Annotated in this window: 23 protein-coding genes and 1 tRNA gene; 10 read left to right on the top strand and 14 right to left on the bottom strand. The window is 67.6% G+C overall.

What is annotated here, in order from left to right; genetic code table 11:
• Positions 1-45 precede the first annotated feature (45 nt).
• Positions 46-729 carry an HAD family hydrolase gene (locus tag BN2156_RS03445; RefSeq protein WP_090510236.1) on the bottom strand — a complete coding sequence of 228 codons (684 nt, stop codon included), beginning with the start codon at positions 727-729 and terminating at the stop codon, positions 46-48.
• A gap of 45 nt (positions 730-774) precedes the next feature.
• Between BN2156_RS03445 and BN2156_RS03440 the strand changes: the two genes are divergently transcribed.
• Entirely contained in the window at positions 775-1,584 is an 810-nt protein-coding gene (locus BN2156_RS03440; RefSeq protein ID WP_090510233.1) for an NAD(P)H-binding protein, read from the top strand.
• Between the two features lie 3 nt (positions 1,585-1,587).
• Here the strand turns inward: BN2156_RS03440 and metH are convergent, their stop codons facing one another.
• Positions 1,588-5,337 (bottom strand): methionine synthase, encoded by a 3,750-nt coding sequence (metH, locus tag BN2156_RS03435; RefSeq protein WP_090510230.1) that lies wholly within the window; start codon positions 5,335-5,337, stop codon positions 1,588-1,590.
• Between the two features lie 483 nt (positions 5,338-5,820).
• On the opposite strand from metH, the gene BN2156_RS03430 reads away from it, so the two are divergent.
• Positions 5,821-6,666, top strand: coding sequence for a PAC2 family protein (locus BN2156_RS03430; protein WP_276020899.1), 846 nt, complete (start codon positions 5,821-5,823; stop codon positions 6,664-6,666).
• Positions 6,667-6,714: 48 nt separating this feature from the next.
• On the opposite strand, the gene BN2156_RS03425 is transcribed toward BN2156_RS03430, so the two are convergent.
• The 3 genes from BN2156_RS03425 to BN2156_RS03415 form a co-directional block, all read right to left on the bottom strand.
• Positions 6,715-7,593, bottom strand: a complete 879-nt coding sequence (locus BN2156_RS03425) for an SDR family oxidoreductase (protein ID WP_090510225.1) — start codon at positions 7,591-7,593, stop codon at positions 6,715-6,717.
• Positions 7,594-7,631: 38 nt separating this feature from the next.
• Positions 7,632-8,870 (bottom strand): cysteine--1-D-myo-inosityl 2-amino-2-deoxy-alpha-D-glucopyranoside ligase, encoded by a 1,239-nt coding sequence (gene mshC, locus BN2156_RS03420; RefSeq protein ID WP_090515417.1) that lies wholly within the window; start codon positions 8,868-8,870, stop codon positions 7,632-7,634.
• 125 nt (positions 8,871-8,995) lie between these two features.
• On the bottom strand, positions 8,996-9,757 hold the full coding sequence (locus BN2156_RS03415) for a 3'(2'),5'-bisphosphate nucleotidase CysQ (protein WP_090510224.1): 762 nt from the start codon (positions 9,755-9,757) through the stop codon (positions 8,996-8,998).
• A 205-nt stretch (positions 9,758-9,962) separates the two neighbouring features.
• On the opposite strand from BN2156_RS03415, the gene BN2156_RS03410 reads away from it, so the two are divergent.
• Together BN2156_RS03410 and BN2156_RS03405 are read left to right on the top strand one after the other, a co-directional pair.
• Positions 9,963-10,865: an alpha/beta fold hydrolase gene (locus tag BN2156_RS03410; RefSeq protein ID WP_131725123.1), complete on the top strand. Its 903-nt coding sequence runs from the start codon at positions 9,963-9,965 to the stop codon at positions 10,863-10,865.
• Between the two features lie 90 nt (positions 10,866-10,955).
• A complete protein-coding gene (locus tag BN2156_RS03405) occupies positions 10,956-11,363 on the top strand; it encodes a DUF2628 domain-containing protein (RefSeq protein WP_090510219.1) in 408 nt (135 codons plus the stop codon).
• On the opposite strand, the gene BN2156_RS03400 is transcribed toward BN2156_RS03405, so the two are convergent.
• Genes BN2156_RS03400 through BN2156_RS03380 form a run of 5 tightly spaced genes read right to left on the bottom strand, consistent with a single transcriptional unit; the run spans position 11,360 to position 14,682 of the window.
• Positions 11,360-12,184, bottom strand: coding sequence for an Rv2133c family protein (locus BN2156_RS03400; protein WP_090510216.1), 825 nt, complete (start codon positions 12,182-12,184; stop codon positions 11,360-11,362). The two genes, BN2156_RS03405 and BN2156_RS03400, sit on opposite strands and share 4 nt — an antisense overlap.
• Positions 12,168-12,755 (bottom strand): Rv2134c family protein, encoded by a 588-nt coding sequence (locus BN2156_RS03395; protein WP_090510214.1) that lies wholly within the window; start codon positions 12,753-12,755, stop codon positions 12,168-12,170. Before BN2156_RS03395 ends, BN2156_RS03400 begins: the two co-directional genes overlap by 17 nt.
• Positions 12,756-12,790: 35 nt before the next feature.
• Positions 12,791-13,462, bottom strand: coding sequence for a histidine phosphatase family protein (locus BN2156_RS03390; protein ID WP_090510211.1), 672 nt, complete (start codon positions 13,460-13,462; stop codon positions 12,791-12,793).
• Positions 13,463-13,484: 22 nt separating this feature from the next.
• On the bottom strand, positions 13,485-14,315 hold the full coding sequence (locus BN2156_RS03385) for an undecaprenyl-diphosphate phosphatase (protein WP_090515415.1): 831 nt from the start codon (positions 14,313-14,315) through the stop codon (positions 13,485-13,487).
• A gap of 55 nt (positions 14,316-14,370) precedes the next feature.
• The gene (locus BN2156_RS03380; protein ID WP_090510208.1) at positions 14,371-14,682 is read right to left on the bottom strand and encodes a hypothetical protein; all 312 of its coding nucleotides are present in this window, start codon (positions 14,680-14,682) and stop codon (positions 14,371-14,373) included.
• A 122-nt stretch (positions 14,683-14,804) separates the two neighbouring features.
• Here BN2156_RS03380 and BN2156_RS03375 point away from each other — a divergent pair, with 122 nt between their 5' ends.
• From BN2156_RS03375 to BN2156_RS03365, 3 genes are read left to right on the top strand one after another with little or no spacing between them, the layout of a single operon-like run.
• The gene (locus tag BN2156_RS03375) at positions 14,805-15,833 is read left to right on the top strand and encodes a YncE family protein (RefSeq protein WP_090510205.1); all 1,029 of its coding nucleotides are present in this window, start codon (positions 14,805-14,807) and stop codon (positions 15,831-15,833) included.
• A complete protein-coding gene (locus BN2156_RS03370) occupies positions 15,830-16,099 on the top strand; it encodes a DUF5703 family protein (RefSeq protein WP_090510203.1) in 270 nt (89 codons plus the stop codon). The genes BN2156_RS03375 and BN2156_RS03370 overlap by 4 nt, the downstream gene beginning before the upstream one ends.
• Positions 16,099-17,160: a quinone-dependent dihydroorotate dehydrogenase gene (locus BN2156_RS03365; RefSeq protein ID WP_162490812.1), complete on the top strand. Its 1,062-nt coding sequence runs from the start codon at positions 16,099-16,101 to the stop codon at positions 17,158-17,160. The genes BN2156_RS03370 and BN2156_RS03365 overlap by 1 nt, the downstream gene beginning before the upstream one ends.
• An 87-nt stretch (positions 17,161-17,247) precedes the next feature.
• Here BN2156_RS03365 and BN2156_RS03360 read toward each other — a convergent pair whose 3' ends face one another.
• Together BN2156_RS03360 and BN2156_RS03355 are read right to left on the bottom strand one after the other, a co-directional pair.
• Positions 17,248-17,772 carry a YbhB/YbcL family Raf kinase inhibitor-like protein gene (locus BN2156_RS03360; protein ID WP_090510197.1) on the bottom strand — a complete coding sequence of 175 codons (525 nt, stop codon included), beginning with the start codon at positions 17,770-17,772 and terminating at the stop codon, positions 17,248-17,250.
• A gap of 27 nt (positions 17,773-17,799) precedes the next feature.
• The gene (locus BN2156_RS03355; protein ID WP_162490726.1) at positions 17,800-19,143 is read right to left on the bottom strand and encodes a M20/M25/M40 family metallo-hydrolase; all 1,344 of its coding nucleotides are present in this window, start codon (positions 19,141-19,143) and stop codon (positions 17,800-17,802) included.
• Positions 19,144-19,231: 88 nt separating this feature from the next.
• Here BN2156_RS03355 and BN2156_RS03350 point away from each other — a divergent pair.
• Positions 19,232-19,317, top strand: a tRNA-Leu gene (locus BN2156_RS03350).
• 4 nt (positions 19,318-19,321) lie between these two features.
• On the opposite strand, the gene BN2156_RS03345 is transcribed toward BN2156_RS03350, so the two are convergent.
• Both BN2156_RS03345 and BN2156_RS03340 read right to left on the bottom strand, forming a co-directional pair.
• The gene (locus BN2156_RS03345) at positions 19,322-20,665 is read right to left on the bottom strand and encodes an alpha/beta fold hydrolase (RefSeq protein ID WP_090510195.1); all 1,344 of its coding nucleotides are present in this window, start codon (positions 20,663-20,665) and stop codon (positions 19,322-19,324) included.
• A gap of 15 nt (positions 20,666-20,680) precedes the next feature.
• On the bottom strand, positions 20,681-22,489 hold the full coding sequence (locus BN2156_RS03340) for a S8 family peptidase (RefSeq protein ID WP_235625199.1): 1,809 nt from the start codon (positions 22,487-22,489) through the stop codon (positions 20,681-20,683).
• A gap of 220 nt (positions 22,490-22,709) precedes the next feature.
• Here BN2156_RS03340 and BN2156_RS03335 point away from each other — a divergent pair, with 220 nt between their 5' ends.
• Together BN2156_RS03335 and BN2156_RS03330 are read left to right on the top strand one after the other, a co-directional pair.
• On the top strand, positions 22,710-24,587 hold the full coding sequence (locus tag BN2156_RS03335; RefSeq protein WP_090510191.1) for a peroxidase family protein: 1,878 nt from the start codon (positions 22,710-22,712) through the stop codon (positions 24,585-24,587).
• Positions 24,584-25,711, top strand: coding sequence for a catalase family protein (locus tag BN2156_RS03330; protein WP_235625198.1), 1,128 nt, complete (start codon positions 24,584-24,586; stop codon positions 25,709-25,711). Before BN2156_RS03335 ends, BN2156_RS03330 begins: the two co-directional genes overlap by 4 nt.
• The last annotated feature ends 82 nt before the right edge of the window (positions 25,712-25,793 follow it).

The raw sequence follows: 25,793 nt of genomic DNA, 5'->3' as shown, positions 1-25,793 counted from the left end.
CGCAGCAATGCGTGATCAGGCTCACATTGAATCACACGGGCCTGATCAGGCGGTGCGTTCTCCGGCTTGGGAATTCAGCTCGTGATACACCGCGCGGAGGCCGGCCACGTCCAGTTTCGTCAGCGAAGAAACGTGTCGGCGCCACGGACCGCCGGGGACTTCCACGTCGTTGGGTACCACCAGCACCGGGCAGCCCGCGGCCTCGGCGGAGGCTGTGCCGGTGACCGAATCCTCGACCGCCAGGCACGATGCGGTGGCGATGCCGAGAAGGTCGGCGGCCCGCAGGTACGGGTCGGGTGCCGGCTTTCCGCTGGGGACCTCGTCGCCGCAGACGGTCACCGAAAAGTAATGGCGTCCAATGCTGTTCAACGCCCGCTCGGCAAGATCCCGACGGGTGTTGGTCACCAGCGCCATGGGGATCCCAGCGGCGGTGAGACCGTCGAGCATCTCCTGCGCACCCGGGCGCCACGGCAACCCCTGCTCGAAAAGCTCACCCGTGTAGTCGTGCAGCCAGTCGGCCGACGCGGCCATCGCGGCAGGATCAGGTTCCAGCCCCAGGTCGTCGTACACGATTCTCATCACGGTCTCGGACGAACCGCCGACCGTCGATTCCCGCACCTCCGCGGTCAGCACCCCGCCCATCCGCGCGTACAACGCGTGCATGGCGATGTCCCAAAGCTTTTCGGAGTCGACGAGCGTGCCGTCCATGTCCCACAACACCGCACGCATGGCAACCATTCTGGCATTGTCCGAGCCCACCTATAGCGTGGGAGCATGACGGTATTGGTGACGGGAGCCACAGGAAACATCGGCAGGCTCGTCGTGGATCATCTGATCACGTTGGGCGCCGGAGACATTCGCGCATTGACGGCCAACCCGGCAAAGGCCGCGCTGCCCGAATCTGTGACAGCAATCACCGGCTACCTGGGAAAACCGGAGACCTTGCCGGCCGCGTTCGAGGGCGTCGACCGCGTCTATCTGGCCCCGTTCCCCGCGACCGTCGGGCCCACGCTCGAGCTGATGGCACAGGCCGGTGTGCAGTACGTCGTGGCGCTGTCCGGTGGCGCGCACTGGACCGACCACGCCGATGCGGTCGCAGCCTCCGGCCTGGCGCACACCCAGCTGGGGCCCGGCGAATTCTGCGAGAACTTCGCGATGTGGGCCCCGCAGATCAAGACCGGCACCGTCCGCGACGTGGCCCCGGACTACGTCGAATCCCCGGTCTCGATGGACGACATCGCCCGAGTGGCGGCGCATCTGCTGGCCGCGCCGCAGGATGCGCACCTCGGCGCGATGTACGAACTGACCGGCCCGGTGGCCTTGTCACGCGCCGACATCGCCGTCCAGATCGGCGCGGGCCTCGGCACACCCGTGGACGTGCAGCGGTGCAGCCGCGCCGAGGCCGAAGAACTGCTGCGCCCCGTCATGGGCGACGGCGCTCAGTGGTATCTCGACCTGTTCGACGGTGAACCGGAACCTCAGGCCGCCAACGACAACGTCGAGCGGTTGACGGGCACACCCGCTGAATCGATGGCGCAGTGGGCAACCCGCAACCGGGCGCTGTTCAGCTGGCCCCCGGCGTAGCGCTCAATCCTCCGGGTTGTAGCCGAGGTTGGGTGCCAGCCAGCGTTCGGCCTCCTGCAACGTCCAGCCCTTACGCTTCGCGTAGTCGGCGACCTGGTCCTGCGCCATCCGGCCGACCACGAAGTACTGCGACTGCGGATGCGAGAAGTACCAGCCGCTGACCGCGGCACCGGGCCACATCGCCATCGACTCGGTCAGCTCGATACCGGTGCGCTCCTGGACATCCATCAGCTTCCACAGCGTCACCTTCTCGGTGTGCTCGGGGCAGGCCGGGTAGCCGGGGGCCGGGCGGATTCCGACGTACTTCTCCCCGATCAGCTCCTCGTTGTCGAGGTGCTCGTCGGGCTGGTATCCCCAGAACTCCTCCCGGACCCGCTGGTGCATCCGCTCGGCGAAGGCCTCTGCCAGCCGGTCGGCAAGCGACTCCAGCAGGATGGCGCTGTAGTCGTCCAGGGCCGCCTTGAACTCCATGATCTTGTCCTGGCTGCCGAGGCCCGCCGTGACGGCGAAGGCGCCGACGTAGTCCGGGACCCCGGTTTCTCTGGGCGCGATGAAGTCGCCGAGGCTCCGGTTCGGGATGCCGTCCCGGTGCTCGCCCTGCTGGCGCAGGTTGTGCAACGTGGTCAGCACCTCGGTCCGGGTCTCGTCGGTGTACACCTCGATGTCGTCACCGACGGCGTTCGCCGGGAAGAACCCGATCACCCCGTTGGCGCGCAGCCACTTCTCCTTGATCAGCGTGTCGAGCATCTGCTGGGCATCGTCGTACAACTTCCGGGCAGCCTCGCCGGATGCCGGGTTGTTGAGGATGTCGGGGAAGCGGCCCTTCATCTCCCACGCGTTGAAGAACGGCTGCCAGTCGATGTACTCGCGCAGTTCGGCGAGGTCGTAGTTCTCGAACTCCCGCACGCCGAGACCCTGGACGGGTACCGGCGGCGTGTAGCCGTCCCAGTCGATCGGCGTCCGGTTCGCGCGGGCCTTCTCCAGCGTCAGCATCGGCCGCTCGTTCTTCTGGGCGTGCCGCTCCCGCAAGGACGCGTAATCCTTCTGGGTGGCTTCCAGCAGGGCCGGCCTCTGCTTGTCGTCGAGGAGTGCGGCCGCGACCGGCACCGAGCGGGACGCATCTTTGACCCAGACCACCGGACCGCTACGACGCGGTGCCACCTTCACGGCCGTGTGGGCCCGCGACGTGGTCGCGCCGCCGATCAGCAGCGGGATCTCCAGCCCTTCGCGTTCCATCTCGACGGCGAAGTTGACCATCTCGTCCAGGGACGGGGTGATCAGGCCGGACAGTCCGATGATGTCGGCGTCGTGTTCCTTGGCCGCGTCCAGAATCTTCTGGGCGGGCACCATCACACCGAGGTCGATCACTTCGAAGTTGTTGCACTGCAGCACAACCCCGACGATGTTCTTGCCGATGTCGTGGACGTCGCCCTTGACCGTCGCCATGATGATCGTGCCATTGGTGTCCTTGGAATCGGCCGTCCCGTTCTCCGCCTTCTCCGCCTCGATGAACGGAAGCAGGTAGGCAACAGCCTTCTTCATCACCCGGGCCGACTTCACCACCTGCGGCAGGAACATCTTGCCCGAGCCGAACAGGTCGCCGACGACGTTCATGCCGTCCATCAGCGGACCCTCGATCACCTCGATCGGTCGACCACCTGCCGCGGCGATCTCGGCCCGCAACTCCTCGGTGTCGTCGTCCACGTGGGCGTCGATGCCCTTGACCAGGGCGTGCGTGATCCGCGCGCGGACCGGCAGAGATCGCCATTGAGCCGCGACGGGATCCTCTTCCTTGCCCTTGGTGTTGAACCGCTCGGCGATCTCCAAGAGCCGCTCGGCGGCATCCTCGCGACGGTTCAGGACGACGTCCTCGATACGCTCCCGCAGTTCGGGGTCGATCGAGTCGTAGGGCACCAGCGCACCGGCGTTGACGATGCCCATGTCCAGGCCGGCCTTGATGGCGTGGAACAGGAACACCGCGTGGATCGCCTCGCGGACCGGGTTGTTGCCGCGGAACGAGAACGACACGTTGGAGATGCCGCCCGAGATGTGCACTCCGGGCAGGTTCTCCTTGATCCAGGCGCAGGCGTCGATGAAGTCGATGCCGTATGTCGCGTGCTCCTCGATACCCGTGGCCAGCGCGAAGCAGTTCGGGTCGAAGATGATGTCCTCGGCCGGGAAGCCGACCTCCTCGGTCAGGATCCGGTAGGCACGCCCGCAGATCTCCTTGCGGCGCTGCAGGTTGTCGGCCTGCCCCTGTTCGTCGAAGGCCATGACGACGACGGCGGCGCCGAACTTGCGGCACAGCCGTGCCTCGCGGATGAACTTCTCCTCGCCCTCCTTCATGGAGATCGAGTTGACGATCGGCTTGCCCTGCACGTTCTTCAGGCCCGCCTCGATGACCTCCCACTTGGAGGAGTCGATCATCACCGGGACCCGGCTGATGTCGGGCTCGGCCGCGATCAGCTTGGTGAACCGGTCCATCGCGGCGACGCCGTCGATCATGCCCTCGTCCATGTTGATGTCGATGACCTGCGCACCGACCTCGACCTGCTGCAGGGCCACCGACAGCGCGGTGTCGTAGTCCTCGGCCTTGATGAGGTTGCGGAACCGCGCGGAGCCGGTGATGTTGGTGCGCTCACCGATGTTGACGAACAGGGAGTCCTCGGTGATGTTGAGCGGCTCCAGGCCCGCCAGCCGGGTCGCCACCGGGATCTGCGGCACCTCGCGCGGCGGCACGCCCTCGACGACCTTGGCGATCTCGGCGATGTGCGCCGGCGCCGTTCCGCAGCAACCACCGACCAGGTTGACCAGACCCGCCTGGGCGAAGTCGGCCACATACCCGGCCTGTCGCTTGGGGGTCTCGTCGTACTCGCCGAAGGCGTTGGGCAGGCCCGCGTTCGGGTAGCAGGAGACGAAGGTGTCCGCGATCCGCGCCATCTCGGCGATGTAGGGCCTCATCTCCGGCGCGCCCAGGGCGCAGTTGAGGCCCACCGCGATCGGCTTGGCGTGCCGGATCGAGTTCCAGAACGCTTCGGTGACCTGACCGGACAGTGTCCGCCCGGAAGCATCGGTGATGGTGCCCGAGATGATCACCGGCCAGCGGCGTCCGCGCTCCTCGAACAGTGTCTCCATGGCGAACACCGCGGCCTTGGCGTTCAGCGTGTCGAAGATGGTCTCGACGATGAGGAGGTCGGCGCCACCGTCGACCAGGCCGTTGGCAGCCTCGAGGTACGCGGCCACCAACTGGTCGTAGGAGACGTTGCGCGCTCCGGGATCGTTGACGTCCGGCGAGATCGACGCGGTCCGCGTCGTCGGGCCCAGCGCGCCGGCGACGTAACGGGGCTTCTCCGGGGTGCTGAACTCGTCGCAGGCCTTACGGGCCAGGGCGGCACCGGCATAGTTGAGCTCATAGCTCAGCTCCTGCATGCCGTAGTCGGAGAGGGAGACCGCGTTCGCGTTGAACGTGTTGGTCTCCAGGATGTCGGCGCCCGCTTCGAGGTACTCGCGGTGGATCCCCTCGATGATCTGCGGCTGCGTCAGGTTGAGCAGGTCGTTGTTGCCCTGAACCGGGCTCGGCCAGTCCTTGAACCGCTCGCCGCGATAGCCCGCCTCGTCCGGCCGGTCCCGCTGGATGGCGGTGCCCATCGCGCCGTCGATCACCATGATCCGCCGGCCCAGCGCAGCCGTCAGTTCGTCGGTGCAGTCCGGGCGGATGTTCGGCGCGAAGGTGTTCGGCTTGGCGATGTTCACGTACGTTCCTTCCGTAACGGAAGGCGTCCTTGACTCTGCCGAGCGTGGCGGATACGGGCGAGAACCCGGAACCGTTGCAACGCCTCTCGACCAGAAGAGTCTACGTCGTCACCTGAGTGACGTGTGGACGCCCAACTCGTCGTCGTCGCGATCGACCCCGACCCGCGCGGCGATCGCGGTGCCTCCGTCCGACAGCTCACCGATCCTGCCAGCAATGTCGTAGGCACCAGGGTTAACCAGATTGCAGCCGAACGTTTTTGGTCTCGACCGCACCGTCGCCCACCACTACGCACCTCGACCGGGTGTTCACCAGGTCGGTGTCGTAGGCAGATTTGTCAACGGCAGTCACATCAACAGGGTAGTCGGTCTATCGAACACCGCTGTTCGGCACGGGGGCGACCCACGCGCACAACGGGCTCACGGCCACGGTCCAAGGCTTACGCTTGAGGTGTGACACCGTCGTATCCGAACGCCGGCCGGCGTATGAACCTGCCCGAATTGAAGGACGCCACCATCGTGGCCGCCTTCGAGGGCTGGAATGACGCAGGCGACGCGGCCAGTGACGCGCTGGACCATCTGGATGCGATCTGGGAGGCCCAGCCGATCGTCGAGATCGACGACGAGTCGTACTACGACTACCAGGTGAACCGGCCGGTGATTCGCCAGGTCGACGGCGTTACGCGGGAACTGGTCTGGCCGTCGATGCGGATCTCGCACTGCCGTCCCCCGGGCAGCAACCGTGACGTGGTGTTGATGCACGGCGTCGAACCCAACATGCGCTGGCGCACCTTCTGCGCCGAGTTGCTGGCCATCGCCGACAAGCTCAACGTGCAGACCGTGGTGATCCTGGGCGCGCTGCTGGCCGATACCCCGCACACCCGGCCCGTACCGGTGTCGGGCTCGGCGTATTCGGCCGAATCGGCGAAGTTCTTCGGGCTGGAGGAGACCCGCTACGAAGGGCCGACCGGGATCGCCGGGGTGTTCCAGGACGCCTGCGTGCAGGCCGGCATCCCGGCCGTGACCTTCTGGGCCGCGGTTCCGCATTACGTCTCCCAGCCGCCCAGCCCGAAGGCGACCGTGGCCCTGCTGCGCCGGGTCGAGGACGTGCTGGACGTCGAGGTGCCTCTGGCCGATCTGCCCGCTGCCGCCGAGGAGTGGGAGCAGGCCGTCACCGAGATGACCGCCGAGGACGAGGAGATCGCGGAGTACGTCACCTCGTTGGAACAGCGCGGCGACGCCGAGGTCGACATGAACGAGGCGCTCGGCAAGATCGACGGCGACGCGCTGGCCGCGGAGTTCGAGCGCTACCTGCGGCGTCGCGGCCGCTGAGCGGCCAATTCAGCCGGAGCCGCTGAGCAGCCAATTCAGCCGGAGCCGTTAGTCCTTCTCCAGGGCCTCGATGCGCGCACTCGTCGAGCGGCCGAGAGCGGCGGCTTCGGCGTCGAGTTTCGGCAGCAGCGTCGGGGTGAACTTGCGGATGTCGCGCTCGGCCAGCGGGGTGGTGACGAACGGCCGGATCCAGCGGAACGCCCCCACCCACTCGGGGCTGTAGATGCGCTTCTTGCGCCCCTCGATGCCCTTGACGAAGGCGGCGCCACAGGCGTCGACGGTGGTGGTCCGGTTCAGTGGCGGCGGCAGCTTGGACAGCATCTCCCGGAACGCCGACAGATCCGACTTGGCGTCCTGCACCAGCGGGGTGTCGATCCAGCTCATGTGCGCCGAGCCGACGTCGACGCCGCGGTGGGCCACCTCGAGTCGCAGCGTGTTGGCGAAGTACTCGGCGCCGGCCTTGGACGCGTGATACGCGGCCAGCCCGGGTGCCGAGGTGAACGCCGCCAGCGAGGACACCACCAGCACGTAACCGCGGCGCTCGATGACGGACCCCAGCGTGGCGCGCACGGTGTTGAACACTCCGGTCACGTTGATGTCGATGACCCGCTTGAAAGCCTCGGGATCGACCTGCAGGACCGAACCGAAGCTGGCGATACCGGCGTTGGCCATCACGATGTCGATGCCGCCGAAACGCTCGACGGCGGCGTCGGCGGCCTTCTGCATGGCGGCCAGATCCCGCACGTCGGCCAGCGCGGTCAGCACATGCTCTTCGCCGAGCTCGGCGGACAGCGCGCTCAGCGGCGCCTCATCGAGGTCGGTGAGCACCAGCTTGGCGCCCCTGCGCCGCAGCCGGCGGGCCACCTCGGCACCGATACCGCGTGCACCGCCGGTGATGAAGACGACTTTCCCGTTCACAGAACCCATGGCCGCAACGTACCCCACCGGGGCGGCGCCGACGAGACCTAGAGCTCGACGCCCAGCAGCGCGTCCACCGTGTCGGCGACCTGACGGGGTGCGGCCGGGTCGTGACCGCCGTAGGCCAGCGCGTCGGTACACCAACCATCTAGTGCGGCAAGCACTTTCGGGGTGTCCAAATCGTCGGCGAGATACTGGCGCACCCGGGCCACCACATCGGTGGCATCCGGCCCGGCCGGTAGCGCGGCGGCACTGCGCCAGTGCTTGAGCCGGGCGGCGGCCTCCTCGAGCACCGCATCGCTCCAGAACCGGTCGCTGCGGTAGTGCCCGGCGAACAATCCGAGCCGCACGGCCGACGGGTCCACACCCTGGGCGCGCAGCCGCGACACCAGGACCAGGTTGCCGCGGCTCTTGCTCATCTTGTGCCCGTCCCAGCCAATCATGCCGCCGTGCACGTAGTGGCGGGCGAAACGCCGCTCCCCCGTGACCGATTCGGCGTGCGCGGCGGAGAACTCGTGGTGCGGGAAGATCAGGTCGCTGCCACCGCCCTGGATGTCCAGGCCCGAGCCGATGCGGGTCAGCGCGATCGCCGAACACTCGACGTGCCAGCCGGGCCGGCCCGCACCGAAGGGAGACGGCCAGCTGGGCTCACCGGGCCGCTGGGCCCGCCACAGCAGGGCATCGAGTTCGTCGCCCTTGCCGGCGCGGTCGGGGTCACCGCCCCGCTCGGCGAACAGCCGCAGCATGGTGTCGCGGTCGTAGCCCGACTCGTAACCGAACTGCACCGTGGCGTCGGCACGGTAGTACACATCGGGATATTCGGCATCGTCGACCACATAGGCCGCACCCGAGGCCAGCATCTTCTCCACCAGCTCGACCACCTCGGCGATCGCCTCGGTGGCGGCGACGTAGTCGTGCGGCGGCAGCACCCGCAGGGCGGCCATGTCCTCGCGGAACAGCTCGGTCTCCCGGTCGCCGAGCTCGCGCCAGTCGATACCGTCACGCTCGGCCCGCTCGAACAGCGGATCGTCCACATCGGTGACGTTCTGCACGTAATGCACGGTGTGCCCGGCGTCCAGCCACAACCGGTGCACCAGATCGAAGGTCAGATAGGTCGCGGCGTGACCCAGATGGGTCGCGTCATACGGGGTGATGCCACACACGTACATGGTGGCCGTCGGCCCGGGAGTCACCGGACGTACCTGCCGGTCGGCGCTGTCGTACAGCCGCAGCTGCGGACCACGCCCCTCCAGCACCGGAACTGACGGCGCCGCCCACGATCGCATGGTCTCGACTCTAAGGTGCTCGCTCAGGACGGCCTCCCGCCGGTCGGTCCCGCACAATTCTCCCAAGTCAGACAACGGCGCGGACAGTTTCATTCCCGCATCACCGGCGTCGCTGCGCAGAACGCTCACCGGGCCACCCCGATCGCGGCCAGCAGCATCGGTGCCAGCTCTTTGCGGCACATGACGAAATCCGGCAGATACGGGTCGGCGCGGTTGTAGCGCAGCTCCGAGCCGTCCAGCCGGGAGGCGTGCAGGCCCGCGGCCAGCACCACCCCCGCCGGTGCGGCCGAGTCCCACTCCCACTGCCCGCCGGCGTGGATGTAGGCGTCGACGTCACCGCGCACCACGGCCATCGCCTTGGCCCCGGCCGAGCCGATGCGCACCATCCGGAAGTCGAGCTGCTCACGCATCCGCCACAGCACCGCGGGTGGTCGATTCGAGCTCGCGGTGATCAGCAGTGGCCCGTCGCGGCGCGGTCCGGGCGGGGTGACCGTATCGCTGCGGTACACCTCCCCCCGGGCGGGCAGGGCCACCACGGCGTCCGACAGGCCACCGTCGATGCCGACCGAGCGCTGCCACAGGGCGATGTGCACCGCCCAGTCCTCTCGGCCCGGCAACGAGAATTCGTGGGTGCCGTCCACCGGGTCGACGATCCAAACCCGGTCGGCCTCGACGCGGGCCAGGTCGTCGACCGCCTCCTCGCTGAGCACCGAATCACCGGGGCGGGCCTGGGCCAACCGGTCCAGGATCAGGGCATTGGATCGCCGGTCTCCCTCGTCGCCGAGGTAGTACGGGTCGTAGAAGCCGATCTCCTCGCGTACGGACAGCAACAGCTCACCGGCCTCCTTGGCCACTGCGGCAGCCAGGTCGGCGTCGGTCGCGTGCACCGACCAAGTATCGGTGGCGCGCCGAATTGGTGCGGTGGCGGGTCCTGTTGTGCTGGTGCGCCAGTAACTTGGCAGCGTGAGGCGACTGGTCAAAGTAATCCTGCTGTGTGCGCTGGCCGGTGCGGTCGCGGCGGTCGGATCGGGCGCGGCATGGGAACAGATCGAACGAAACCGCGCCACCGCGGAGTTTCCGGCGCCGGGCAAGATGATCGATATCGGTGGGCGTGCCATTCATCTCGATTGCCGCGGTCAGGGCTCGCCGACAGTGGTGCTCGAATCCGGTGCCGACACGAGCGGTTCTGCTTTGTGGTTCCCGGTGCACCGACAGGTGGCCGCCTTCACCCGGGTGTGTTCGTACGATCGGGCGGGGCTGATGTGGAGCGAGCCTGCTGGTGACGGGCCACGTGACCCCGTCGCCGTGGTCGCCGATCTTCAGCGAACGTTACGTGCGGCGAACGAATCGCCTTCCTACGTCATGGTTGGGGCATCGCTCGGCGGCCCTCTCACGATGATCTTCACCAAGTACCACGGCAGCGAAGTCGCCGGGCTGGTCTTCGTCGATGCAGCCCACCCGGATCAGACCGGTCGGCTGGCCGCCGCGACCGGCCGCCCGGAAGAAGGCATCCCGGCGGTGTTCAAAGTCCTGCGGTATCTGGCCTGGACGGGCATGCCTCGGCTGCTCATTCCCGAGCCGACGGTCGCTGAGCTTCCCCCTGACGTCGTGCGCGCGATCGGTGCCTATCAACCCATCTCGCTGGCCGCCTCGTTCGACGAAGCCGAAGCGATGGAGAGCACGTTGCGGGAGGCAGGGACCTTCCGCGAACTGGGCGACCGGCCGTTGGCAGTGCTGTCCCGGGGCAAGCCTTGGAGCGCATACAGCGATTCCGAGCGGGCAGCCACCGGCATGACCCTTGACCAGTTCGACCGAATGCAGCAGGCCTGGTGGGAGATGCAAGTGGAGGAAGCGAGCTGGTCGAGCCAAAGCACACACCGCAAGCTCGACGACTCCAGTCACGTCATTCAGCTCGAGAGGCCTGACGCAGTCGTCGATGCGATCCGCACGGTGGTGTCGCAGGTGCGCGCACGGAATGCCGGTCCGACGCGGTAGCCGGACGGCCGCATTGGTGCGCTGACCGGGTAGCGCGAAGCGATACAATGTCCCCCCAATGGCGAAAGCCACTGCCACAGTAGGAGTTCCATGACCGAGCAGACCCCTGTCGACAACCTGTCCGACTCGTGGCGCTGGAAGTTCGACTTCTTCGACACCTACGGCCTGCCCAGCGCCTCACCCGAGGCCAAGGCCGCCTACCGCAACCTCAGCTTCATGGCCAAGCTGCGCCTGACCTCCAACATCCTGGCGTTCCTGTTCGGCCCGCTCTATTTCGTGGTCAAAGGCATGTGGCGCAAGGGATTGACGCTGTTGGGACTGACGATCGCGGTGGCCGCGGTCCTGGTCATGCTCGGCGTCAGCGACATGATCGGCCGGGCCGTCGGCATGGGCATCGCGGCACTGGCGATGTCGACGGCGAACTACGCCTACTACCTGCACGTGGTGCGCGGTAGCCAGTCCTGGAATCCGTTCGAGGGGTTCGGCCGGGCCCGCTAGAAGGCCGGCCACGGGATCGGCCGGTGCCGATCGGGCGTCGGCATCACCGGGTTGTCCAGTAATCCAACGATTCTGGACCGCAACGCGGCGATCTCGGCGTCGGTGATGTGTGCGCACAGCTGCTCGGCCACCCCGCCGAACCCGTCCCGTAGCGCCGCGACGTCGGCCAGGGTTTCGTCGTCGACGGGCTTGCCTGACCAGCCCCACAACACGGTCCGCAGCTTGTCCTCGACATGCAGGCTCACCCCGTGGTCGACGCCGTACACGCCACCGTCGATCCCGGCCAGGATGTGCCCGCCCTTGCGGTCGGCGTTGTTGATCAGCACGTCGAACACCGCCATCCGGAACAGCCGCGGATCGTCTGCGTGCACGAGCGTCACCTCGTCACCGGCGTAGTCGTAAGCCTGCAGGATCGGCAGGAATCCCGGCGGCAGGTGGCCGGCCGGCAGCAGATCCACCAAGTCCGGACCGGCATCGGGCTGGTCCCCAACCTGGTCCCCGGGCTGGTCCACCCACAGCTGCAACATGCCCGGGCCGGCCGGACCGTCGCGAATAATGGTGCGCGGCACGATGTTCCAGCCCAGGGCCGCCGACACCAGATAGGCGCTCAGCTCGCGGCCGGCCAGTGTGCCGTCGGGAAAATCCCACAGCGGCGCCTCGCCCCGGATCGGCTTGTACACGCAGTGCACCTGCCGTTCGCGAAGGGTCGCCTCGCACAGGAACGTGGCGTTGCTGGCCGACCGGATCCGGCCGATCACCGTCAACTCACCACCGGCCAGTACCGCGCCGTCGTCGGGGCCGGTGCTAGGCGTCGGTGTCATCTTCGGACCCGGCCACCTCACCGCGCCGATAGCCGTTGGTACGCACGCAGATGTGGCCATCGGGGTCCAGCGGCTCGTCGCACAGCGGGCAGGGCGGGCGTCCGGCCGAGATCACCCGGTTGGATCGGGTGGCGAATTCCCGCGCCGACTCCGGGGTGAGGAACACCCGCACGGCGTCGGGCCCGTCCTCGGCGTCGTCGAGCACCACCGAGGCGTCGAACTCGCCTTCAGAAACCGCGAGCAACTCCACCACGACGGTCTGCGCCTCCGAGTCCCAGCCCAGCCCCATCGTCCCGACCCGGAACTCGGCATCGACCGGGGTGACCAGCGGCAGCAGGTCACTCACCTCGCCGGTGTCCGGCGGGATCGGCGTGCCGAAGCGACGGTTGATCTCGGTCAACAGGGCCGCGATCCGCTCGGCCAGGACCGCGACCTGCTGCTTTTCCAGGATCACCGAGATCACGCGTTTGTCGTGGACAGCCTGCAGATAGAACGTCCGATTACCGGGTTGGCCGACGGTCCCGGCCACAAAGCGGTCGGGAGTGCGGAAAACATGAATTGCGCGGGCCATGGCACCTTCCAAAATACCGTTAGCGGTACCGCGGGTCAGTTGGTGGACCCACCCACTACGGCGTCGGTGGCGGGTTTGGCCGCCAGTCCGGCACTCAACTGCGTGCCGGTGTGGTTGATGTGCATCACGAACGGACGGAGCTCGGTGTAACGGATGACGCTCATCGACGCCGGGTCGGCGGTGATGCGCTGGAAGCCGTCAAGATGCACGCCCAGCGCATCGGCCAGCACCGCCTTGATCACGTCGCCGTGTGTGCAGGCCACCCACAGCACGTCGGCGCCGTGCTGCTCGGCCAGCGCGCGGTCACGTTCCCGCACCGCGGCGACCGCACGGGCCTGCACCTGGGCCAGGCCCTCGCCCTCGGGGAACACCGCCGCGCTTGGCTGCTGCTGCACGACCGACCACAGCGGTTCCTTGACGAGCTCGCCGATGGCACGGCCGGTCCAGCTGCCGTAGTCCACCTCGGTGAGCCGGTCGTCGACGATCGGCGCCAGTGCCAGGGCCTGGGCCAGCGGCGCCACCGTTCGCTCGCAGCGCAACAGCGGCGAGTGCACGATCGCGGTCACCGGTAGCTCCCCGATGCGCCCGACCAGGCCGGCCGCCTGCTCGACACCCCGCTCGTCGAGGTCGACGCCCTCGCTGCGGCCGGCCAGCGTGTGCGCGGTGTTCGACGTGGAACGCCCGTGCCGCAGCAGGATCACCGTCACAGATCAGCCCTCCAGTTCTCGATCATTGCGCCGCCACCACCCCGGTACCCAGCAGGGCCAGCACTACCACGCCCAGCACCACCCGGTAGCCGACGAACCAGTACATGCTGTGCGTCACCAGGAATTTCAGGAACCAGGCAACCGCGGCGAAACCGACGACGAAAGCGATCACGGTGGACACCAAGAGCTGGACGCCGGTGGCGCTCATCCCCTCCCCGACCGGATGGAACGCATCGGGCAGGGAAAACAATCCCGACGCGAACACCGCCGGAATCGCCAGCAGGAAACCGAAGCGGGCGGCCACCTCACGTTCCATGCCCAGGAAAAGTCCGGCGCTGATGGTCGCACCGGAGCGCGACACTCCCGGCACCAACGCCAGGCACTGGGCCAGGCCGACGATGATGCTGTCCCGCCAGGTCAGCTGCTCGACGCGGCGGACCTGCCTGCCGTAGTACTCGGCTGCGGCGATCACGGCCGAGAACACGATCAGCGCCGTGGCCACCAGCCACAGATTGCGTGCGCCGGTACGGATTTCATCCTTGAACAGCAGACCGAACACGCCGATCGGAATGCTGCCGATGATCACCCACCAGCCCAGCCAGTAGTCGGCCGACCGGTGCGCCGCATCGAACAGCCCGCTGAACCAGGCCTTGATGATGCGGGCGATGTCGCGGGCGAAGTACACCAGCACCGCGAGCTCGGTTCCCAGCTGGGTAACCGCTGTGAACGAGGCGCCGGCGTCGTCGGCGAAGAACACCCGAGAGGTGATCGCCAGGTGTCCCGAGGACGAGACCGGCAGAAACTCGGTGAGCCCCTGGACAATCGACAACACAATCACTTGCAGCCAGGACATGGCACCGACGTCAGTCACGACGAAGACCGTACCGTGACGACCGGGCTGCGCCGCGTCAGCGAGAGGCGCGCGGAACCGGTTGCGCATCGGCGACCGCGTCACGCACGGTTGCCGACAGACTGCGCTCATCAGTCAGGTCGATATCGGTCAGTTTGCGGGTGGCCACGGCCACCACGTCGTCCTCGAGCGGAACCGGGCCGGACAGCCGCGGACGGTAGATCTCGATCATCAGCTGCTGACGTTCGATGTGGAAAGAAAAACTCCGGCCATCGCCAACTTGGCCAAACCCACTGGCGTGTACACCAGTGGAAATATCCTCCATAGCAAACTCTCGGTTACCCAGTTCCCGGTCTGCGGCGAGGGTCATGGTCGAACCATACCTCTACTTATGCTGCGTTGGTTGCAGACGCGACCATTTCCGGCCGACGGCCATGCCTAAACTGGATTCCTGCACGTCACCGACCGTCCATTTCGATCGAGAGCCATCCGTTGCGCCCAATCCTTGCAGGTCAGCCAGTTCGCGCCGGCCTCGTTGCGCTGGCCCTGCTGCTCACCGCGGGCTGCACGTCCAACCCCGCAGATGCCCCGCCGCCCACCATCGAGCCCGCTCAGGCCGCTGTTTCGCCCCCTGTCGCGGCCGCCCCGGACGGCGAGATCCGGGAATTGCGCGGGCACGCCGTCGGCGCCGTGTTCGACCCAGCTACCGGCACGCTGGCCGTGCTGACCCCCGGCCCCGAAGGCCAGTCGACCCTGAGCCTGCTGACCGGCAACCGGCCGCGGCGCGACGTGACACTGCTGCCCGCGGCCACGGCGCTGACCGTCGACGGCAAGGGCGATGTCCTCGCGTCCACCCGAGGCGGGTACTTCCGGGTGAACCTGGCCGAGACCAAGGCCAGCAAAGTCGATGTGGACGGCCAGCAGAACGTCGAGTTCACCGCGATCGCCTTGCGCGCCGACGGCAAGCCGGTCCTGGGCAGTGCCGACGGAGCGGTCTACACACTCGGTGACGACCACACCGTGGCTGCCCGGCTGAAGATCTTCGCCCGGGTGGATTCGCTTGTCACACAGGGCAATACCGCGGTGGTTCTGGATCGCGGTCAAACCTCGGTGACGGCCGTCAACGCCGAAGGGACCAACGCCGCGCAGGCATTGCGGGCCGGCGAGGGCGCCACCACCTTGGCCGCCGATCCGCAGGGACGGGTGCTGGTCGCCGATACCCGTGGCGACGAGCTACTGGTGTTCGGCACCGACCCGTTGATCATGCGGCAGCGCTACCCGGTGCCCGCCGCCCCGTACGGACTGGCCGGATCCGCCGAGCTGGCCTGGGTGTCGCAAACCGCGGCCAATACCGTGATTGGTTACGATCTGTCCACCGGCATACCGGTGGAAAAGGTGCGTTATCGAACCGTGCAGCAACCGAACTCCCTGGCCTACGACGACAGGACGGACACCCTCTACGTGGTGTCCGGCTCGGGAGCCGGTGTGCAGGTGATCCCCGCCGCGTCGGGTCGCCCATGACCACAATCCAGCAGGGCCGCATGCCGCCGGGATGGGACAAGGTCGTCGCCGAGGACCGGTCCGAGGAATACGACTGGATACCGCTGCGGCTACCGCCTGATGTCACCAGGATCAGCGCCTCGATCCGCCTGTCGATCGAGGCCGAGTACCGCGGCTGGGAACTGACCCGGGTGCGGGCCTATACAGATGGGAGCCGACGGGTGCTGTTGCGCCGCAAGAAGACCGCGTCATCCATGCCGGGCACACCCCAGGCGCCTGCGCTGTGATCTACGCGGCTCTGCGGCGGGCACTGTTCCTGGTGCCCCCGGAACGGATTCACCTGTGGGTCTTCGCCCTTCTGCGCGCCGTCACCGGCCCGGCGATCCTGCGCCGGGCCTTGGCGCGCCGGTTGGCACCCACCGACCCGGTACTGGCCAGCACGGTCTTCGGGGTGCGCTTCCCCGGCCCGATGGGCCTGGCCGCCGGGTTCGACAAGGACGGCCGCGGGCTGGACACCTGGGGCGCGCTCGGCTTCGGATACGCCGAGGTCGGCACGGTGACCGCACAACCGCAGCCGGGTAACCCCGAGCCGCGGCTGTTCCGGCTGCCCGAGGATCACGCGCTGCTCAACCGGATGGGGTTCAACAACGAGGGCGCGGGCGCACTGGCCATCCGGCTGGCCCGCCACACCCCCGACGTACCGATCGGGGTGAACATCGGCAAGACCAAGGTGACACCCCCCGAGGACGCGGTGGCCGATTACGCCGAGAGCACCCGCCTGGTGAGCGCCCTGGCCGCCTACGTGGTCGTCAACGTCAGCTCCCCGAACACCCCTGGTCTGCGGGATCTGCAGGCCGTGGAATCCCTGCGGCCGATCCTGGCCGCGGTCAAGGCCGAGACCAGCAAGCCCGTGCTGGTCAAGATCGCCCCCGATCTCTCCGACGCCGATATCGACGAAATCGCCGACCTGGCAGTCGAATTGGAGTTGGCAGGCATCGTCGCCACCAACACCACCGTGTCGCGTGACGGCCTGGCCACCCCCGGCATCGGCGACCTGGGCGCCGGCGGTATCTCGGGGCGCCCGGTGGCGCACCGGTCCCTGCAGGTGCTGCGCCGGCTGCACTCCCGCGTGGGCGGCAAGCTCGTGCTGATCAGCGCCGGCGGTATCGAAACCGCCGACGACGCGTGGGAGCGGATCATTTCCGGCGCCACGCTGTTGCAGGGCTATACAGGGTTCATCTACGGCGGCGGCTTGTGGGCCAAGCATATTCACGACGGCATCGCCGAACGGCTGCACGCCGGCGGGTTCGCCTCGCTGACAGACGCGATCGGCTCAGCCGCACGCTGACCCGGCCACGAGCGTGCAGGAACTGCTGCCCGCGAGCGGCGTGTCGGCAGCAGACACGCACGCTCGCGGTGCCAAGTGACAGGTGAGCTAGTTCTGCTCGTAGGTGCCGTGGATGACGGCGCGGGCGATGGCCTGGCCGAACAGATTGAAGCCCAGGTAGGCCGGCGTGGCGCCCTCGGGCAGTTCCAGCGACTCCACGGGCAGCGCGTGCACCGCGATGTAGTAGCGGTGCGGGCCGTGACCGGCCGGCGGGGCCGCGCCCAGGTAGCGCTTGAGGCCGGCGTCATTGGTCAGGGTGACTGCCCCACCGGGGAGCTCGCCGCCGTCACCGGCGCCGGCGGGCAGCTCGGTCACCGAGGCGGGCAGATCGGCCACCGCCCAGTGCCAGAAACCTGACGCGGTCGGGGCATCGGGGTCGTAGACCGTGACGGCGAAACTCTTGGTCTCCTCCGGGAAGCCCGACCAGCTCAGCTGCGGCGAGACGTCTGAACCGCCGGCTCCCATGATCCCGCTGACCTGGTCATTGGCCAGCGGCTGTCCGTCGGTGACCGATTCGGAGGTCAGGGTGAACGTCGGCAGCTTCGGCAGGCTGTCGTACGGAGATGTGCTCATGGTTCCCTCTCGTCGTGCGTCGTGTGCTCAGCAGTTCCGCAGAAAGTGTTCCAGAACGCCGGCCCCGAACTGCAGTGCGTCCACGGGTACCCGCTCATCGACGCCGTGGAACAGCGCAGCGAAATCCAGGTCCGGCGGCAGGCGCAGCGGCGCGAACCCGAAGCAGCGAATCCCCAACCGCTGGAACGACTTCGCATCGGTTCCGCCCGACAGCATGTAGGGCACCGTGCGCGCTTCGGGGTCCAGGGCGAGGATCGCCGCGTTCATCGCGTCCACCAGGTCCCCGTCGAACGTGGTCTCGTACGACGGCAGGTCACGCTCCCAGCTGCGGGTGACGTCGGGCCCGATCAGCGCGTCGACTTCGCGCTCGAACGCCTCCTTGCGGCCGGGCAGCACCCGGCAGTCGATCACGGCCTCCGCTGACGCGGGAATGACGTTGGCCTTGTAGCCGGCCTTGAGCATGGTCGGGTTGGCGGTGTCGCGCAGGGTGGCCGAGACGATCCGGGCCACGCCACCGAGTTTGGCGATGGTGCCGTCCAGATCCGGCGAGTTCACGTCGAAGTCGTAACCGGTCTCCTCGGCCACCGCGGTGAGGAACTGCTCGACGGCCGGGTTGAGCACCAGCGGGAACTGGTGCCGGCCCAGCCGGTCCACCGCGCCGGCAATGGCCGTCACGGCGTTGTCGTCGTGCAGCATCGAGCCGTGCCCGGCCCGGCCCCGCGCCGTCAGCCGCATCCAGGACAGCCCCTTTTCTGCGGTCTCGATCAGGTAGAGCCGCCGCTCCCCGCCATCCTTGCGGGGCACGGTCAGGGAGAAGCCGCCCACCTCGCCGATCGCCTCGGTCACGCCCTCGAACAGGTCGGGCCGGTTGTCCACCAGCCAGTTCGCACCATAGGTTCCGCCGTGCTCCTCGTCGGAGACGAACGCGAACACCAGGTCACGCGGCGGGACGATCCCGGACCGCTTGAAATGCCGGGCCACCGCGATGGCCATCCCGACCATGTCCTTCATGTCGACCGCGCCCCGGCCCCAGACATAGCCGTCCTTGACCGCACCCGAGAACGGGTGCACGCTCCAGTCGGCCGGCTCGGCGGGCACGACGTCGAGATGCCCGTGGATCATCAGTGCGCCGCGGGCCGGATCTGCACCGGGCAACCGGGCGAACACATTGCCCCGGCCGGGTGCGCCGGCCTCGACGTATTCGGTCTCGTAGCCGACCTCTTGCAGCTGCTCGGCCACCCAGTGGGCACACTCGGCCTCACCCTTGGTGGTGTCCGGGTCACCGGTGTTGGAGGTGTCGAATCGGATGAGCGCACTGACGAGATCGACTACCTCGTCCGCGCTGGAGGCGGGGACCGTCACAGAGTCCATTGGTACCACCGATTCGCTCTGAGACGCCGGTTTGGGTCTTGGGCACCCGATCCGATAACCTTAGGCGCCCAGCCCGCGAGGCTGGCGAGTCCGAGTGGCGGAATGGCAGACGCGCTAGCTTGAGGTGCTAGTGCCCTATTAACGGGCGTGGGGGTTCAAGTCCCCCCTCGGACACAATTCAAGCCGGGTTCAATTTCCCGGCAGCGGCGACAACCCAGGTCAATTCCTCGTGGAAGATGTCGCTGTGCGCTCCCGAGGGACTTTTGTCCTCGATGACGATATCCGACGAATTCAGGTTCAGGATCTGACCGGGCTGGAACGGATACGTGGTATTCACCGCGCCCAGGCTCTGGGTTTGCGACTGATACGCCCCGTGCGAGCCCATGGCCCGCCAGCGGAACAACGGATCTTCGGCCGCGGCCGCATCCTCGCCCGCCGCGGCCGAGGCCAGCGGATAGAACGTGCCAAGCGCCCGGTCGTGGCTGGAGAAACAGACCGTGAGCGGACCGTCGATCCGGCTGAGCAGCCCGGCCAGCTCACCGGCCCCCTGCCGGAACGGCAGCCGCTCGGTGAAGGTGAACCGGGAGTACGCCCCCTGCAGCAGGGTGACGGCTTTGACCGGTGACGGTTGGACATCGCTCATCCCGGCCAGGGCGTACGACACCACCCGGGCGCCGAAGCTGTGTCCGACCAGATGGATCCGCAGCTCGGGAAATTCGGCGTGCAGCTGGTCGATGACGGGACCCAGCCCGCGCCGGCCCACCACGCCGGCCCGGTTCTTCATCTTCCAGTAGCTGAGCTGGCGCAGCGCCTCCTTGGCCCCGTGCCACAACCGGCCCACGAAATCGCCCAGGCCGGCCGCTCCCCCGCCGACTTCGTCGAATTCCACACCAGCCGAGGCCAATTCGTCGGCGAACGTGGTGAACAGCTTCTCCGGGTCCTGATCTGCCGCGAGCATCCCGGGCCCGGCGTCGGGAGCATCGCCCTCGCCGTCGTTGAAACCGGTCTGGGTGGCCGCGCTGAACGCCCGCAGCGCATCGAGCAGTTCCGGTACCCGTTCGGTGCTGGGCGGGGCGGCCAGCAGGCCGGCGATGGTGTCCAGCTCGTCCTCGCCGCCGGGAAACATGTCCTTGAGTTCGGCGAGCTGCTCCGGATCGATGGTCACCGGCCCGGCCGGCACGGCCGCCTCCTCGCCCAGTGCGGCCGCACCGCCGCCGTCACGTGCCACCGGTTCGCCGAAATCCGGGATCGGCTCGTCGCGCCAGAGCTGGGACGGCCACCGCAGCCCGACGAAGCCGACCGTGCGCGCCGGGTCCAGTTGCGGTGCCAGCTTTTCGAACCACCGCTCGTACAACGACGTCGCGGCCGCCTCGTCGTTGTTCCAGCCGTGGGAGAAGATGATCAGATCGGTCAGCCCGGCCGCACCGATCCGGCTCTTGAGATCGGCCAGCACGGCCGGATCGGGATCGCCCTGCGCATCGAACACCAGCCGCCAGATCCGGTCCGCCACATTGTTGGTCATCGGATTCCTTTCAGGTCAAACGGATTGCAGAGCACGCATGAGATCGACCAGGCCGCTGCCCTGGAATGCCGGATCCCGATTCAGCGACGTGGCCGAATCGACGAAGATGCGTTTGACGGCCTCCGGCTCGCTGACGAACTCCCGCTGCACCGACAGGAACGCCGCGATCGCGCCGGACACATGGGGCGCGGCCATGCTGGTGCCGCTTTCCTCGACGTACACCGGCACATCGGGTCCGACGTCGATTTGATTGGTGACCTTCGCCCGGCGGTCGCCGGCCGCCGCCGAGGTGATGCGTTCGCCGGGGGCCACCAGATCGGGCTTGCGCCGCCCGTCCCCGGTGGGACCGCGCGAGGAGAAGTACGAGACGCCGAAGGTGTGCGGCGAACTCCGGTGGGTGGAGCCCACGGTGATCGCGCTCTCGGTGTTGCCCGGATCGTTGATCGTCATGTCGGCGGTGAACTTCACCGAATCCTTGCTGAACGCCGTATTCAGTGACACGTAGCCGGAATTGCCCGCGGCCACGACCACCACCACACCCGAGCGCACGGTCTTGTCGACCTCGATGCACATCGGGCTCTGCCCGCAGGCGTACCACTCGGCGTCGAATTCGTATCCCAGGCTGAGGTTCACGCCGTGGATCCGCGGCACCCGCTCACTCCCGGCGTTGAGCTTCCGGACGTAGGCCAACGCCTGCATCACGCGGCTCACGCGGGAGGCCCGGTCTCCGGGACCGAGAACCTTCAGACTCACCAGCTTGGCCTTGGGAGCCATACCCGCCAACCGGTCCGGATCGGCGACCGTGCGCGGTGCGGTGATCGGATCGCCGCCGTGCTCAGGGTCATTGAGCCGCTTCTCGACCACCACGACGTCGGCGGACTGACGGCCCACCAAACCCCCGGCGATGATCGCGGCCACATGTGTGCCGTGCCCGTCGGTGTCGGTCAGCGGAGCGTTGCCCCCGGTGAAGTCGTGGTGCAGGTCGGCCACCGCGGGATCGTGCAGGTTCTGATGGGCATCGAAATGCGGGTGTGTCTCATCGATACCGGAATCCACCACGGCCCAGACGATTCCCTCGCCGAAGCTGCCGAACGACCGCTGAGCGGCGACGGCCTTGATGGTGGTGGAGGAGGCGTCGATCTGCGGGTGCACCTCGAAGTCCGGCCAGATCCGGTAGACCGCGCGCTGCGCCCAGTCCTGTGGGACGGCATCGGCGGACACCAGCGACTTGATCTGGTCGGGCGTGAGCTCCCCGGCCACGAACTGGTCGGCCAACGGCACGGGAGTTCCCGGCCCACCGATCAGCCCCCACAGATGCCCGACCCGCTCGATCGCGGCGGCCACCGACGGCTGGAAGGTCAGGTTGAGCTCGATCATGATCGCCAGCGGGGTGTCGTTGCTCTCCTCGGCCATCGCGGCGCGCAGCGGTGGTGTGACGACACCAGCCAGAACGGGGTCGCGTTTGGACGGTTCGGGTGGGGCGGCCCGGGCGACCCGCTCGACGGGCTCGACCGCCGTCTCGGCCCGTTCCCGCGCTCCGGCGACAGCGTCGTCGCCCGCCTTGGTCAACCGCACGGCCGCGCTCTTCGGTGCCTTCGGGGCGACCAGCTTCCGCCTGCGCAACAACGCGACAGCGTCCTGAACCCGGTTGTGCCAATAGGGTTGGTCGTTCTGGTACTGCCGGTCGCGCTCGCTGAACTTCGACGCGTACTTCGCCGCGACGGTCTCCGTCAGCGCGGCCATGTCCACGCCTTGTCGCGACGCTTCCAGATCCCCCAGCGCACTGAGCACCCGATCGGCCCAGACATCCCCAGTCGAACTCACCGTGCTCCTCGGCATCCTCGGCCCACCCCAGGTTTTCCTGCGTCGTCTGAGATCGTCGCTCAGCCGCGCCGCGCGCACACGCGTATTCGACTACTTGAAACACACCTGGATCAGCAATGCCGGATCGAGTAGCCCACTACTCATGTCATTTCCGGCTTTCTGAACAACAATCGTGTCTTGGGAGGCAGGCGCCACATTCCGGCCCGGAGGGAAACGACGAATGGTGACCACGGCGAGGCAGGCCCCGGCGGTCGTCGCTGCCGCCTGGTCCCGGGCCAGGTCTCGGCTAGCGACGTTCGGAGCCCGGGTCGCGCAGCTGATCGATCAGTCGGTGGGCTGGCCGCGTCTTCCCAGGGCGATCGGCCTGGCTGTGCTGATCGGACTGCGCCACCAGCTGCGAACGTCGAATCTGTATGCCGCCGAACCGGCCCCGATCCCCCCGACCGGGCCCGTCGATGCCGGCAACTATCTGAGCGCCCGCACCCGCGACGGTTCCTACAACGACCTCAGCGACCCGAGGATGGGCGCGGTGGGCTGCCGGTTCGGCCGCAATGTCCCACCCGAACACTCGTATCCCGAATCCCCCCACCAGCTGCTCGACCCGAATCCGCGGCTGATCAGCCGCGCCCTGCTGACCCGCGACAGTTTTCAGCCCGCGACCACGTTGAATCTCCTGGCCGCGGCGTGGATTCAGTTCGAGGTGCACGACTGGTTCGCCCACGGCTCGGTCCCCACGCAGCCCTGGGTGGTGCCGCTCCTCGACGACGACCCCTGGCCTCAGCGGCCGATGCGGGTCGAGCGCACCCCGCCCGACCCCTACCCGAGCCCGGTCGGGCCGCCCACCTTCACCACCCAGGAGTCGCACTGGTGGGACGCCTCCCAGATCTACGGGACCACACCGGCTTTCGCCAGTGCCCTGCGCGCACCGGAGCAGGGCAAGCTGCGCATCGACGACTCCGGCCTGCCGCCGCCCGAGGTCGAGGCCACGGCAGACCTGACCGGCACCGCGGGAAACTTCTGGGTGGGCCTGGCCCTGCTGCACTCGCTGTTCATGCGCGAGCACAACGCCATCTGCGACCACCTCGCCCGGGCGTATCCCCACCTGACCGGCCAACAGCTCTACGACAAGGCCCGCCTGGTCAATTCCGCCCTGATGGCCAAGATCCACACCGTGGACTGGACGCCGGCCATCATCGCCCACCCGACGACGGTGACAGCCATGCGGGTGAACTGGTTCGGGCTGCTGGGTGAAAAGCTCGGCCCCGTGTTCCGGCGAAGCTTGGGGCGCATCAACGGCAGCCCGCTGCTGCACGGCATCCCCGGGTCGCCCACCACACATCACGGCGTGCCCTATTCGCTGACCGAGGAGTTCGTCGCGGTGTACCGGATGCACCCGCTGATCCCCGACGAGTTCACCTTCCGCTCACTGGCCGACGACCACGTCACCGCACAGCACGAGCTTCCGGAGCTGTCGGTGCTCAATGTGCGTGACCGGCTGGCCGAAAGCCCGATGGCCGATCTGCTGTACTCCTTCGGGCGCGCCCATCCCGGGGCGCTGTCCCTGCACAACTTCCCGCGGCACCTGCAGCACATGCATCGCGTCGACGGCACCCTGATGGATCTGGCCACGATCGATTTGATCCGGTGCCGGGAGCGAGGTGTGCCGCGCTACAACCAGTTCCGGAAATTGTTCCGGCTCAAGCCGGTCAAGACGTTCGAGGAACTGACCGGCGAGACCGCCCTGGCCGCCGAGCTGCGCGAGATCTACGACGACGTGAACCTCGTCGACCTGATGATCGGCCTGTACGCCGAGCCCAAACCACCCGGATTCGGCTTCAGCGACACCGCATTCCGGGTGTTCATCCTGATGGCCACCCGCCGGCTGGAAAGCGACCGCTTCTTCACCACCGACTTCCGCGACGAGACCTACACCGTCGCGGGCATGAAGTGGGTTCGGGACAACGACATGCGCTCGGTGTTGTTGCGCCACTTCCCCGAACTGGCCCCGGCCCTGGCCGGCGTGGCCAACCCGTTCGCCCCCTGGAACACCGTCTCCGCCCACCCCGACACCGCCCCCACCAGAAAGGCCCCCACATGACCGAAGCGATGGCCCCCGCCGACGTACGTCGCATCACCGAGAGCCTCGACCCGGTTCGCTACCACGACAATCTCGAGCAGCCCAAGGCGGGCGAGGCCGAGGACATCGAGAAGATCATCAAGTCACTGCGCAAGAACAACGAACGGGCCTACAAGAAGTTCAAGCACGGCCTGCGTGACGCACATGCCAAGAGCCACGCAATCCTGCGCGGTGAACTCATCGTCAATCCGGACCTGCCGGACGTGCTCGCCCAGGGAATGTTCGCCGACGAGCGCAGTTACCCGGTGATCGCCCGCATATCGACGACCTCGGGGGTGCTGCGCAGCGACAAGAACCGCGGCGTGCGTGGCCTCGGCATCAAGGCCATCGGAGTGCACGGCGAGCGTGCGATGAAGGATCCGCAGGACGACCCGAACGTCACGCAGGACTTCGTGCTCGTCACCCACGAGGAATTCCTGTTCGCCGACGCTCACGCCTACCGCGGGCTGGGAATGCTCAGCGCCAGGCTGCTGGCCAGGTTGTCCGACAACACCCTGTGGGCGGGCAGCGAACTGCTCGGCGCGCTCAAGAAGATCGGCCTGCCGATACCGCCGAATCTGGCGGTGTTCGTCGCACCCAACCGGCCGATCCTGGGCGAGACATTCTTCTCCTCCGCCCCGATCCGCTACGGCGACTATGTGGCGCGGTTCAAGTACGAGCCCACCTCACCTGAGGTGAAAGCGCTTGCCGACCAGACTCTTCCGCGCAATCCCGGTCAGGATGAGCACCGCGATCTGATCATGGCGTTCTTCGAAAAGCACTCCGCGGAGTACACATTCAGCGTGCAACTGTGTCTGGACAAGGACAAGATGCCGATCGAAGACGCCACCAAGCCCTGGGACTCCCCGTATCTGCCGGTGGCCAAGGTGGTGTACCCCAAGCAGAATCCGTACAGCGCGCTGCGGCGCGCCTACGGCGACGACGTGCTCTCCTTCAACTCGTGGCGTGGCCTCGAGGCGCACCGGCCCCTGGGATCGATCAACCGGCTGAAGCGCAAGGTGTACGAGGCATCGAGCGACTTCCGGCACGACAAGAACAAGATCGAGCGGCACGAGCCGTGCGACATCTCCGAGCTCCCGGACTGACGTCAGCGAACGGAAATACTTTCAATGGGAAGAACATTCGCCGCCGCCGCCGACAAACACCGCCCCGTCGACCCCTTGTTCG

Origin of the sequence: Mycolicibacterium neworleansense (assembly GCF_001245615.1) — a bacterium.
GTDB classification, from domain to species: Bacteria; Actinomycetota; Actinomycetes; order Mycobacteriales; family Mycobacteriaceae; genus Mycobacterium; species Mycobacterium neworleansense.
This window is presented reverse-complemented; position numbering and strand designations above follow the sequence as displayed.

What these genes read in the sequence shown, in the direction of transcription:
- BN2156_RS03445 (WP_090510236.1), bottom strand. Translation starts at nt 729, where the DNA reads ATGCGTGCGGTGTTGTGGGACATGGACGGCACGCTCGTCGACTCCGAA.
- BN2156_RS03440 (WP_090510233.1), top strand. Translation starts at nt 775, where the DNA reads ATGACGGTATTGGTGACGGGAGCCACAGGAAACATCGGCAGGCTCGTC.
- BN2156_RS03430 (WP_276020899.1), top strand. Translation starts at nt 5,821, where the DNA reads ATGAACCTGCCCGAATTGAAGGACGCCACCATCGTGGCCGCCTTCGAG.
- BN2156_RS03425 (WP_090510225.1), bottom strand. Translation starts at nt 7,593, where the DNA reads ATGGGTTCTGTGAACGGGAAAGTCGTCTTCATCACCGGCGGTGCACGC.
- mshC (WP_090515417.1), bottom strand. Translation starts at nt 8,870, where the DNA reads ATGCGATCGTGGGCGGCGCCGTCAGTTCCGGTGCTGGAGGGGCGTGGT.
- BN2156_RS03410 (WP_131725123.1), top strand. Translation starts at nt 9,963, where the DNA reads ATGATCGATATCGGTGGGCGTGCCATTCATCTCGATTGCCGCGGTCAG.
- BN2156_RS03405 (WP_090510219.1), top strand. Translation starts at nt 10,956, where the DNA reads ATGACCGAGCAGACCCCTGTCGACAACCTGTCCGACTCGTGGCGCTGG.
- BN2156_RS03400 (WP_090510216.1), bottom strand. Translation starts at nt 12,184, where the DNA reads ATGACACCGACGCCTAGCACCGGCCCCGACGACGGCGCGGTACTGGCC.
- BN2156_RS03395 (WP_090510214.1), bottom strand. Translation starts at nt 12,755, where the DNA reads ATGGCCCGCGCAATTCATGTTTTCCGCACTCCCGACCGCTTTGTGGCC.
- BN2156_RS03385 (WP_090515415.1), bottom strand. Translation starts at nt 14,315, where the DNA reads ATGTCCTGGCTGCAAGTGATTGTGTTGTCGATTGTCCAGGGGCTCACC.
- BN2156_RS03380 (WP_090510208.1), bottom strand. Translation starts at nt 14,682, where the DNA reads ATGACCCTCGCCGCAGACCGGGAACTGGGTAACCGAGAGTTTGCTATG.
- BN2156_RS03370 (WP_090510203.1), top strand. Translation starts at nt 15,830, where the DNA reads ATGACCACAATCCAGCAGGGCCGCATGCCGCCGGGATGGGACAAGGTC.
- BN2156_RS03360 (WP_090510197.1), bottom strand. Translation starts at nt 17,772, where the DNA reads ATGAGCACATCTCCGTACGACAGCCTGCCGAAGCTGCCGACGTTCACC.
- BN2156_RS03355 (WP_162490726.1), bottom strand. Translation starts at nt 19,143, where the DNA reads ATGGACTCTGTGACGGTCCCCGCCTCCAGCGCGGACGAGGTAGTCGAT.
- BN2156_RS03345 (WP_090510195.1), bottom strand. Translation starts at nt 20,665, where the DNA reads ATGACCAACAATGTGGCGGACCGGATCTGGCGGCTGGTGTTCGATGCG.
- BN2156_RS03335 (WP_090510191.1), top strand. Translation starts at nt 22,710, where the DNA reads ATGGTGACCACGGCGAGGCAGGCCCCGGCGGTCGTCGCTGCCGCCTGG.
- BN2156_RS03330 (WP_235625198.1), top strand. Translation starts at nt 24,584, where the DNA reads ATGACCGAAGCGATGGCCCCCGCCGACGTACGTCGCATCACCGAGAGC.